We start from the raw sequence: 10909 nt of genomic DNA on the forward strand, positions 1-10909 counted from the left end.
TGCACCCGGGAGGGTGTGGGAGAGTAGGTCACCGCCGGACAACCATTAGGTCGAGAGCCCCAACCACACGGTTGGGGCTCTCCCGCATTTAAACCCTCCTTCACGCACACCACAGACTGGCTGTTGTCAGGGGGAAACCAATGGTGATCTTCCGGCGCACTGCGCAGGCAGCCACCGTCACGATTGGTCCTTCCGCCGACGCGGTGGTCAAAAGGGACACACCCACTACAAATTACGGCACCGCGATCGGCCTGAAGGCAGACAACTCCCCGGTGGAGATGTCGTTCCTCAAATTTACGGTCGCCGGCACCGGAAGGACGGTGACCGGCGCCAAGCTGCGGCTCTTCATCTCTGATCCGTCCAACCTTGGCGGTCAGTTCCGACGGGTGCAGAACACGGCCTGGGCCGAAAACACCATCAACTGGTCCAACGCGCCGGCGGCCGACTCCACGGTGATCGCCTCGGTCGGCACTGCCTCGATCAACACGTTTGTCGACGTTGACGTCTTCAGCGTCGTCAAGGGCGACGGCACCTATTCCTTCCGCATAGACAACACGTCCTCCGACGGCGTCATCTACGCGTCGAAGGAAGTGGCCGACACCACGCACCGGCCGCAGCTGGTCCTGACGACGGCCGGAACGCCCCCTCCGCCGCCTCCGCCCCCGCCGACAACACCACCGCCAGGGGCGAACCCCTGCGGCACGACGGCTACGCCGCCATCCACGTATGACCACGTGATCTGGTTCATTTTCGAGAACAAGACGTACTCGCAGGTCATCGGCAGTGCCAACGCCCCCTACATGACCCAGCTGGCGAGGCAGTGCGGTTCAGTGACCACGTGGAGCGATGCGGGCCTCGGGCTGCCTTCGCTTCCCAGCTATCTGGCTTTGACCTCCGGCAGCACCCAAGGAGTGACCACCGATTCGAACCCCAGCAACCTCCCGCCGATTACGGCCGACAACATTTTCCGGCAGGTGAGGAGCCGGGGGCTGACCTATAAGAGCTACGAGGAATCCATGGGTTCGAACTGCCAGCTTGGAGGCTCGGGCCAGTACGCGGTCAGGCACAATCCCGAGGCGTACTACCAGGGGACGGGGGACCGGGCGGCGTGTGCCGTCAACAACGTCCCACTGGGTACTCCGGCGTCCGGGAACCTCCAGCGCGACCTGGCCAACAACACGCTGCCGAACTTTTCCCTTATTACGCCAAACCTATGCAACGACATGCATGACTGCAGCATTGCCACGGGCGATACGTGGCTATCCGGCTGGCTCCCGTCGATCCTGAATAGCCCGACATTTAAAGCCGGCAGGACTGCGATAGCGGTGGTGTTCGACGAAGACACCCCCGTACCCAACTTCATTGTGGCTCCGTCAGTCATTCCGGGAACTACGGTGCAGGGCTCTTACAGCCATTATTCGCTGCTCCGATCCACCGAGGAGATGCTGGGCATTTCACCTATGCTGCTGAACGCAGGCAATGCGGTCAGCCTGCGGCCAGCCTTGAACTTCTAAACTGGGCTCTTCAAAGGCAACGCCGACGGCGCCTGGCCGGGGAACATTACCCGGCCCGGCGCCGTTTGTGTGTGTGGGGGAGGAATACCATTTGGCGCCCCCGACACCCAACTCTCCAAGGACACCCATGCCCCGTACCATCGTCATCACCGGAGCCAGCGACGGCATTGGTGCAGCAGCCGCACGGAACCTGGGGAAGGCTGGCGAGCGGATCGTCGTCGTCGGACGTTCCCCCGAGAAGACCGCGGCGATAGCCGCGGAACTGGGAGCTGATTACTTCGTTTGCGACTTCGGGGAGCTTTCCCAAGTGCGCGAACTGGCGGCGGTGCTGCGGAGCCGGTACCCGCGGATCGACGTCCTGGTGAACAACGCCGGCGGGATCATGCGCGGCCACGAGCTCACCGTTGACGGCCACGAGAGGACGTTCCAGGTCAACCATCTGGCGCCGTTCCTGCTCACTACTGAGCTGCTGGACGTTCTCACAGCAAGCCGGGCCAGCATCATCAACACCTCCAGCGCGGCCAACGGCTTCGGCCGGCTGGACCTGGCGGACCTCAATTCAGAGCGGAGCTACTCGACAAACCGCGCCTACGGCACCGCGAAGCTGGCGAACATCCTGTTCACCGCGGAACTGCAGAACCGTTACGGGAAGGACGGCATCGCGACGGCGGCTTTTCACCCCGGCGTCGTGGCCACCAACTTCGCGGCGGAGTCCACCAGTTGGTTCCGCCATGCCTACAAGACAGTGCTGAGCCGGTTCCTGCTCTCGGCGGAGCAGGGCGCTGACACGCTGGTCTGGCTTGCCACTTCCACGCCCGGACGGGACTGGGTGCCCGGGGCCTTTTACATCAAGCGTGCTCTGGCAAAGGCCAACAGCCAGGCATACGACGCCGAGCTGGCGCGGAAATTCTGGGACCGCAGCCTGGAGCTCGTGAGGGCCGGCGAACCTGTTGAGAAGCCGTAACCCGACAACGGCTGCGGAACGCCGGCCCACAGGGAGGAGGTTCAGCCTTCGCAGGCTACGCCGTCGTGGTTCCTGTCCAAACCGTAAATGTCCGACCCCGTGACAGTCACAGGTCCCTGTACATATGCAGGACCGTTTCCGCTCCCGCCCGCACAGTCAACATCCGACGCGATGGGCACGCAGGCGCCGGAGTAGTTCGGGTCACAGTTGGAGGGGGCGGCTGCTGGCGGTGCGACCGGTGCAGCGAGGGCCTGCTGGGCTGCTGCCGCTGCGGCGGCTTCCTGGGTTGCTTTGGCTTCTGCCGCGCGCTGCGCTGCCTGGGCTGCTGCCGCCGCTTCCGCGGCCTTCTTGGCGGCAGCCTGCTGAGCCGCCAGTTTCGCGGCCTTCTCAGCCGCTGCCTTCGCTGCTGCCTTGTCCGCGGCAGCTTTGTCCGCCGCAGCTTTTTCCGCTGCCGCCTTGGCGGCGATATCGGCAGCACGCCGGTCCGTTATCGCCTTGGACTCAGAGGCCTCGAGCCACACCAGTTGGCCTGCGGCATCCTTAGTGCAGATGAAGGTCTCGGCCTCCCGGAACGTCTGCTGTTCCTCGGTGCCGCAAGGCGTCGAGGCAATTGCGCTGGGTGAAGGACTGGCGTCCGCTGACGCCGTGGCGTTGCCGGTCGCAACCACACTGCTGCTGGTTGCCTGGCCGTTTCCGCATGCTGTGAGTGCCAGCAACAGAAGACTTAGTACGGCAAGCCCCCTGCGCACCTGCGGATGGTTCGTGTTCATTGTTCCCCCTGGTTTCGACAGCAGGTCTCCTGCCTAATCATCACTTCACCTGCCTGATGAAATCCTGAGGTGTCAGCGGGAGTTCCCCTCAGAAGGGGCCCCGAGGATGGGTCTGGGTTTAGGCGACGGGAGCTGATAGAGCGTTTGGATTTAATCGACCGAAGCTGAGGGAGCGTCCGCCAAAGCACTGCGGGAGCTGATAGAGCGTTTGGGCAGGGTCAGCGGCGCAGGCGAAGGCCTTCGAGCGCCTCGAGCGCGGCGGCTGAGCGGCTGACGGCCTGCTCGAGGCCGCTCTCGGATTCGGGTACCGAGAACAGGTAGCCCTGCAGGGCGTCGCACTGCAGGTCGGTCAGGAAGGCCGCCTGCGCGGCGGTTTCGATGCCCTCGGCCGTGACGCTGAGCCCCAGGCTGTGGGCCATGTTGATCATGGAACTGAGGATTGGCAGCTTCTCCGCACCGGTGCGGACCATGGAGACAAAGGACTGGTCGATCTTCACCGCGTCCACAGGCAGGTCCTGCAGCCGGCCCAGCGACGAGTAGCCGGTTCCGAAATCATCGAGCGCAACACGCACACCGGCGCTGCGCAAGCTCGCGAGCTGGCTGATCACGTGGTCGTCGGCGTCGAAAAACACGCTCTCTGTCACCTCCAACACCAGCTGCCGGGGATCCATGCCGTGCTGCTCGGCCATGCCCTGCACACTGCCGGCGAAGTCGCAGTCCCGCAGCTGCACGCCGGACACGTTTACCGCGAGGGAGCGCTCGGCGCTGCCGGAGAGCCAGGGGCCCAGCTGGATAAAACTTTCCTTCATCATCTGCAGGCCGATCGCCGAGATCAGCCCGCTGCGCTCCGCCGTCGGAATGAACTGCGACGGCGGGACACTCCGGCCGCCGCGCTCCCACCGTGCCAGCGCCTCGAACTGGATCACCCCACCCAGCCGCGGCGAGACGACCGGCTGGTAGCTCACGCTGATCTCGTCGTTGTCGACGGCAAGCCGCAGGCCCGCCTCCATGTCCGTCCGCTGCACCAGGGCCGTCATCATCTCCGGCTTGAACCGCATAAACCGGTTCTTGCCCGCGGCTTTCGCGGCGTACATCGCCACATCGGCGCGCCGCAGCAGTTCCGACCCAGCCACCGCGTCCTCGCTCAGCGAAGCGATCCCGAGGCTCAGGCTGGGCCGCAGCATGGAACCTTCGATCCGCACCGGAACGTTGAGCGACTGCACGATCCGCTCCGCGACGGACTCGGCGTCCGTGGACCCGATCAGGAGCACAACAAACTCGTCGCCGCCCAGCCGGGCCACCGTGTCGTCCGGCCGCACGCATGCCCGCAGCCGGCGGGCCACCTCCACCAGCATCTGGTCCCCGGCGGCGTGGCCAAGGATGTCGTTGACCTCCTTGAAGTCGTCAAGGTCCAGGAGGAGGACGTCGACGGCGGCACTGCTGGTTCCGTGCAGCGCTTCGGACAGCTGGTCGTGGAACAGCTTGCGGTTGGCCAGCCCCGTCAGCGGGTCCTGGAATGCCATGGCCTTCAGCTGCGCCGCCTGTTCGGCGAGGTCCGCCATCGCCTGCCGGGCCTGTTCCTGGGCGCGGCGCCGCGGTGTCACGTCCCGGAAGCTCCAGACCCTGCCCACCACCGCGTTGCCCACCCGCTGCGGCCGTGAATAGCGTTCGAAGGTACGGCCGTCGAGGAACTCCAGGGTGTCGTGGCTTTCCTCAGTGGGGTGCGCGTAGAGCTCATTGACCTTGTCCACGAAGGTCTCCGGGTGCGAGAGCAGGCCAAGCACGTACCCCATCACCGCGGCGTCATCGCCCGTGGCCATCAGTTCCCGGGGGATGCCCCACATCTTGGTGAACTGCTCGTTGATGCCGGCGATCTTGCCGTCGATGCCCACAACGAGGATGCCGTCGGCCGTGGACTCCAGGGTTGCGCTGAGCAGCGACATCGCTTCCCGCAACTCGGCGTCAGCCTCCTGCCGGTGAAACGTGGGCCGGACCGACGCGACCAGCGATGGGCCGCCCTCGGCATCCAGCAGGGAGCAGGCCACCTCGCCGTGGAACTCGGTGCCGTCGCTGCGCAGGCCGTACGACTCGAAGGGTGTCTGCGCATCGGCGCTGTCTGCGGACTCGCTGCGCAGGCTGGCGAAGAGCCGGTCGAAGCCGCTGCGGTAGCCCTCGGCGAGGAGCATCCGGTGGTCTTCGCCGACGAGCCGCAGCCTGCCGTAGCCGAAGAGCTGTTCCGCCGCGGAATTCACCTGCGTGATGACCCCGTCGCCGCCGATTATCAGGACCGCGTCCGGCAGCGAGTCGAACAGGGCAGCGTAGCCGCCGGCCGGATCCGCCTCAGGGCGCGGGGAAGCCGCCGTCATGCGACCGTTGCGTGAGACCGCGAGAAACTCATTGAGCGTCCACCCCCTCAGCAAGATCGTACCGCTGATCGGGCTTGCGGAGATCAAGGTGGGCTCAACGAGCAGAGATGTGCTCCGCCGCCGGCGCCGCCTGGGTGCCGAGGCCGCGGACTGTCCAGCCTTCCGCCTGCCACGCCGCAGCGTCCAGCACGTTCCGTGCGTCCAGCACCGTCCGGCGTCGTACCAGCTGCCCGGCGGTGGCCGGCGACAGGTTGCGGTACTCGGACCATTCGGTCAGCAGCAGCACCAGCTCTGCGCCCTCCAGCGCACGAGTGGCGGAGGCCTCGAACCGCAGCTGCGGGTAGCGCATCCACGAGTTGTTGATGGCCTTGGGGTCCGTCACCGTGACGTGCGCGCCCGCCGAGGCGAGCCGGAGCGCGACGTCGAGGGCCGGAGAGTCGCGGATGTCGTCCGTGTCCGGCTTGAACGCCGCACCCAGCACGGTCACCGTCCTGCCGGAGATCGAGCCGTCGCAGAGTTCCCGGGCGATCTCCGCGGTCCGGGCACGCTGGCCGAGGTTGATGGCGTCCACCACGCCCATCCAGTCGTCGACGGACCGCACCTCCAGCGCCTGCGCCTGGGCCCGGAAGCTGCGGATGTCCTTGGGCAGGCAGCCGCCGCCAAAACCGAGCCCGGCGTGCAGATACCGGTTGCCGATGCGCGGATCCATGCCCATCGCCTCGCTCAGCTCGGTGACGTCGGCCCCGGCGGCGTCGCACAGCTCCGACATCGCGTTGATGAAGCTGACCTTGGTCGCCAGGTACGCGTTTGACGCCGATTTGATCAGTTCCGCCGTCGCGAAATTGCACACCAGCCGTGGGATGCCTGCGCGCAGCAACGGCTCGTACACCGCGTCCAGCACGGCGGTCACGCCGCGGGCAGCCCCAGGGGTGCCGTCGCTGCGGCGTCCGAAGGCATCCTCCTTGCCGCCGGGCACCCCGTACACCAGCCGGTCCGGAACCAGCGTGTCCTTCACGGCCGTGCCCTGCCGCAGGAACTCCGGGTTCCAGCCCAGCAGCACATCCGGCCGCGCGGAAAGCATGCGTCCCAGCTTGTCAACCGTGCCCACGGGCACGGTTGATTTGCCGACGACGGCGGCGCCCCGGCCCAGGTGCGGAAGGAGACTTTTGGTGGCGGAGACGAGGTAGCTGAGATCGGCGCCGTCGGACGTCTTGGACTGCGGCGTTCCCACGCACAGAAAGTGCATCTGCGCCCCGGCCGCGTCAGTGAAGTCTGTGGAGAAGCTGAGGCGGCCCGTGGCGCTGCCGTCCTGCAGGAGTTCGTCGAGTCCGGGTTCGAAGAAGGGGGCCCGGCCGCTGGCGAGCTGTTTGGCCCGTGCGGGGTCGACGTCGATCCCCACCACGGTGTGGCCCATCGACGCGAGTGTGGCCGCATGCACGGCACCGAGGTAGCCGCAGCCGATCACGGAAATCTTCACAGGGTGGCTCCTTCTTGGGTGCGCGTGGTCTTGGTTTCCGGTTCGAGGAGCGTGGCGGGGAGCGGGGTCCCGGCGATGACGTCCTTGTAGTGGCGCACCAGCTCTGCCGACAGGGCGGGCCACGTCCGGCCCTGGACCGAGGCGTAAGCCGCCGCGGCGAACGCGCGGCGCTTGGCGTCGTCGCCCATCAGGTCCATCACATGCCGCCGCAGGCCGGCCAGGTCACCGGGCTTGTACAGCCAGCCGGTGCGGGAATTCTCCACCAGGTCCAGGGGCCCGCCGCGGCCGGTGGCCACCACCGGAACGCCAGATGCCATGGCCTCCTGGATGGTTTGGCAGAAGGTCTCAAACTCGCCGGGGTGGACGAACAGATCGAAGGATGCCACCGCCCGGGCCAGCTCCTCGCCGCCGAGGAACCCGGTGAACACGGCATTGGGAAGGGCTTCCTCCAGCGACGCCCGCTGCGGACCGTCTCCTACAATCACCAGGCGGCTGCCGGGAACGTCCGCCAGCACGGCAAGGTCCTCCACCTGTTTCTCCACGGCCAGCCGGCCAACGTAGCCAATGATCCGCGCACCGCCCGGCGCCACGGATGCCCGCCACCCGTCGTCGCGCTTTTCCGGCGCAAAACGCGCGGTATCCACACCGCGCCGCCACATGCCCACCCGCAGAATTCCACGGCCGCGCAACTGGTTCAACGCGAAAGTGGACGGCACCAGCGTCCGGGACGCCAGGAGATGAATGTTCTCCACCCGGTTCCAGGCCCAGTTCTCCAGGAACGGCACCCCGTACCGGGCGGCGTAACTGGGAACCTCGGTCTGGTAGATGGCCACCGTGGGGATCCCCAGCTGATGCGCGGCCTGCGCCGCCCGCCAGCCGAGCACAAACGGCGACGCCAGGTGGACCACGTCCGGTGCGTAGTCGGCAAGGATTCTCTTGACCCGGTACACACCTCCCAGCGCCACGCGCACGTTCGTGTAACCCGCCAGCGGAACGGAGGGCAGCCGGTGCACAAACGCGCCGTGCACAACGTCCAGAACATCAGCGTCCGACGTCGACGGCGCAATCACCAGCACCTCATCGCCCCGCTCCTGCAGATGCTCAAGCACTCGCAGGATGGAGTGCGTGACTCCGTTCATCAGCGGCAGGAATGATTCGGCAACGATAGCGATCCTCACCCCTCAACGGTGTTCCCGCCGTCTAACAGTGCGGGGGAGCAGGCGTAACCGGAAAGGGAAGGTTGGGTTAACAGGCGGGGGCTACAGCTCCCCGTGGCGGAGGACGTCCGGCAGCTCGTCCACGAAGACGGTCTGCGGCGGTTCGAAGTAGATGACCAGCACCTCATCACCCACCGTGAAGACACTGACCTTGTCGAACGGATAGGCGTGGAAGGCGCTGGTGCCGCCGCGGTAGGGGAGCATGACCTCGCCGACAGTTCCCGGGCCGATCTGGCCGCTCACCCTGCCGATCTTTCCCGTCAGGCTCCGGTCAACGTTCCTATGCACCATGTCCCTCGGTTTCGCTGGGCTTCCGGGTCTAGGCGCTGGGCTGCTTCGGCGGCTGCTTGGCATGGTTCTGCCCGTTCTTGAGGGCAGTGGACAGCCGCGGCAGGAACGAACCCGCCTGGGTGATGATCCCGCCCACCATGCTGTTGAGGCCGTCGGCGCCGTTGAGGACGGTCAGCTGGTCCACGTGGCCGAACGGTTCGGCCGCCGCCGCCACGATGGACGGCATGTTCTCCGCCAGCTGCTGCGAGATGACGGCGTCCTGGTTGCTCTCCAGTGCCTCGCCGCGCGCCTTGATGCCCTCCGCCTCGGCCAGCGCCTTCGCCTTGATGGCGGACGCTGCGGCATCTCCGCGCGCCTTCGTGGCTGCCGCCTCGGCCTCGCCCGTCACGCGGGTGGCTCCGGCAATCGCCGCTGCCGCGCTGGCGTTGGCCTGCGCCTCCACCTCCACCCGGCGGGCATTGGCCTGGGCCTCGAGTTCCGTGCGCTTGGCCCGCGCTTCTGCCGCGCTGATGTCGGCCGCCTTCTGGGCCTCCGCCTCGGTGCGCTGTGCGTAGGCCTTGGCGTCGGCGGGCTTGCGGATGGTGGTCTGCAGCTTCTGTTCCTCCCGGTCAGCCTCGAGCTTGGCCACCTCGGTTTCCTGGACCACCACCTGCTGGCGGGCGGTGGCATCGGCCAGCGGGCCGGCCTGCGCCGCATTTGCCCTCGCCCGCTCGGCGTTGGCCTGCGCCGCGGACTGCTTGATGGCGGAAACGCTCTGCGCATCGGCGATCTGTGCGGCCGCCTCGGCTTCGCGTTCCGCGGCCTCCCGGTTCCGGGTGGCCTCGGCAATGCGGGCCTCCATCTTGACCTGGGCGATGTGCGGCTTGGCGATGTTCTGGATGTAGCCGGTGGGGTCCTGGAGGTCCTTGATCTGCAGGGAATCAACCACCAGGCCGAGCTTCTCCATTTCCACGCCGCTTGCGCCGCGGACCTGCGACGCCAGCTTGTCACGCTCGCGGATGATTTCCTCCACGGTCATGCTGCCGATAATGGAACGCAGGTGGCCCTCGAAGACGTTGTACACCTGGCTTTCCATTTTCGGCTGCTGCCCAAGAAACCTTCGGGCGGCATTGGCGATAAAGGCGGGCGCGTCCCCGATCTTGTAAATGACGACGCCTTCCACGATCACCTGGATGCCCTGGGAGGTAACGCAGGAGACCTTCAGTTCCGTCTCGTTCAGCGTGAGGGACAGCGTCCTGACGGTCTGCAGCCCGGGTACCACCAGTGCGCCCTTGCCGGTGACGATTTTGAAGTCCATACCGTCGGTGCTTTCCAGCGTGCCGCGGGTCAAACCGGAGATGATGAGGGCCTCGTTCGGTTCGGCCACTTTCCACATCAGTTTGACGGCCAGCCAGATGACCAGAATGCCCAGCAGCACGGAGACAACAATGACAATCAGGGGCAGGATGGCTGCCAGGTTCTCCATGGCGGTGTCCTCTCAGCGCAATCGGAAAGCACGGGAACTGTGGTGCCGGAAATCCCTCAAGGCGCCGGATTGCCAGCTGTAATAGACAGTGTGGTGGTGCGCCGGGGCATAGTCCAGCAATTCTGCACCTTTCGGAGAGCGGGCTCTCAGGCCCAACCGAATTCGGTTAAGGCCCTGGCCGGTTGCCGGTGCCGGCTGTAGTGTCGGCCGTGACCGCCGGACCGACTTGAGGAGCACACGTGGCACTGACCAAGGGCACCGAAGTGGAATGGAACACGCCGCAGGGAAAGACCCACGGCAAGATCGTGGAAAAGAAGACCAGCGACTTTGAGCTCGACGGTCACACGCACAGGGCCAGCGACGACGAACCCCAGTACGTCGTGGAGTCGGCCAAGACGGGGGCGAGGGCCGCGCACAAGGCCGGCGCGCTGGCCGAGAAGAAGGGCTAGCCGCCGACCCCGACCCCTGACCACAGACAAACGGCCGGCCCGCGCTTAGGCGGGCCGGCCGTCGTCGTACTTTGACTCTGCAGTTGTTAACGCCGCTACGTGTTTTGGACGTGGTCTTTGGCGTCGGTGGCGGTTGCTTTGACGTCCTGGGCGGCGGTTTGGCCTTCGTCCTTGACGTGCTGGGCGGCGTCGGTGGCGGTGGCCTTGACGTTTTCCATGGCTTCCTGGGCGGGTTCCTTCCAGCCCTGGGCCATGTCCTTGGCGGCCTCGGTGAGCTGGGTGGTGACCGGTTCGGCTGCGCTCTTGAGGGCGTCGGCGGCTTCGCGTTCCTTTTCGCTCGGGGGGATGAGGGAGGAGACGAGGAGCCCGGCGCCGAAGGCGATCAGTCCGGCGGCG

9 protein-coding genes and 1 pseudogene are annotated in these 10909 nt (G+C 66.3%); 3 read left to right on the top strand and 7 right to left on the bottom strand.

All coding sequences use genetic code 11. The features are described 5' to 3' along the window. Nucleotides 1–140 precede the first annotated feature (140 nt). Together ACFVTE_RS24360 and ACFVTE_RS24365 are read left to right on the top strand one after the other, a co-directional pair. Entirely contained in the window at nt 141–1514 is a 1374-nt protein-coding gene (locus ACFVTE_RS24360; protein ID WP_387105304.1) for an alkaline phosphatase family protein, read from the top strand. A gap of 127 nt (nt 1515–1641) precedes the next feature. Continuing rightward, nucleotides 1642–2478 carry an SDR family NAD(P)-dependent oxidoreductase gene (locus ACFVTE_RS24365; protein ID WP_387105306.1) on the top strand — a complete coding sequence of 279 codons (837 nt, stop codon included), beginning with the start codon at nt 1642–1644 and terminating at the stop codon, nt 2476–2478. A gap of 41 nt (nt 2479–2519) precedes the next feature. On the opposite strand, the gene ACFVTE_RS24370 is transcribed toward ACFVTE_RS24365, so the two are convergent. The 6 genes from ACFVTE_RS24370 to ACFVTE_RS24395 form a co-directional block, all read right to left on the bottom strand. Continuing rightward, nucleotides 2520–3248 carry a hypothetical protein gene (locus tag ACFVTE_RS24370; protein ID WP_387105308.1) on the bottom strand — a complete coding sequence of 243 codons (729 nt, stop codon included), beginning with the start codon at nt 3246–3248 and terminating at the stop codon, nt 2520–2522. Between the two features lie 218 nt (nt 3249–3466). Beyond that, a complete protein-coding gene (locus tag ACFVTE_RS24375) occupies nt 3467–5614 on the bottom strand; it encodes a putative bifunctional diguanylate cyclase/phosphodiesterase (protein ID WP_387105310.1) in 2148 nt (715 codons plus the stop codon). Nucleotides 5615–5708: 94 nt separating this feature from the next. Then, complete coding sequence (locus ACFVTE_RS24380) at nt 5709–7091, bottom strand: UDP-glucose dehydrogenase family protein (protein ID WP_387105312.1); 1383 nt, start codon at nt 7089–7091, stop codon at nt 5709–5711. Continuing rightward, nucleotides 7088–8269 (bottom strand): glycosyltransferase family 4 protein, encoded by a 1182-nt coding sequence (locus ACFVTE_RS24385; protein WP_387105313.1) that lies wholly within the window; start codon nt 8267–8269, stop codon nt 7088–7090. The genes ACFVTE_RS24380 and ACFVTE_RS24385 overlap by 4 nt, the downstream gene beginning before the upstream one ends. Before the next feature lie 81 nt (nt 8270–8350). Further along, nucleotides 8351–8596: a hypothetical protein gene (locus tag ACFVTE_RS24390; RefSeq protein WP_387105318.1), complete on the bottom strand. Its 246-nt coding sequence runs from the start codon at nt 8594–8596 to the stop codon at nt 8351–8353. A 31-nt stretch (nt 8597–8627) separates the two neighbouring features. After that, nucleotides 8628–10064 carry a flotillin family protein gene (locus ACFVTE_RS24395; RefSeq protein WP_387105314.1) on the bottom strand — a complete coding sequence of 479 codons (1437 nt, stop codon included), beginning with the start codon at nt 10062–10064 and terminating at the stop codon, nt 8628–8630. Between the two features lie 239 nt (nt 10065–10303). On the opposite strand from ACFVTE_RS24395, the gene ACFVTE_RS24400 reads away from it, so the two are divergent. Then, nucleotides 10304–10513 (top strand): DUF2945 domain-containing protein, encoded by a 210-nt coding sequence (locus ACFVTE_RS24400; protein WP_387105316.1) that lies wholly within the window; start codon nt 10304–10306, stop codon nt 10511–10513. 95 nt (nt 10514–10608) lie between these two features. Here the strand turns inward: ACFVTE_RS24400 and ACFVTE_RS24405 are convergent. Continuing rightward, a pseudogene (locus ACFVTE_RS24405) lies at nt 10609–10909 on the bottom strand (hypothetical protein); the annotation flags it as partial.

Source organism: Arthrobacter sp. NPDC058097, assembly GCF_042884885.1.
In the GTDB taxonomy this organism is placed as follows: domain Bacteria; phylum Actinomycetota; class Actinomycetes; order Actinomycetales; family Micrococcaceae; genus Arthrobacter.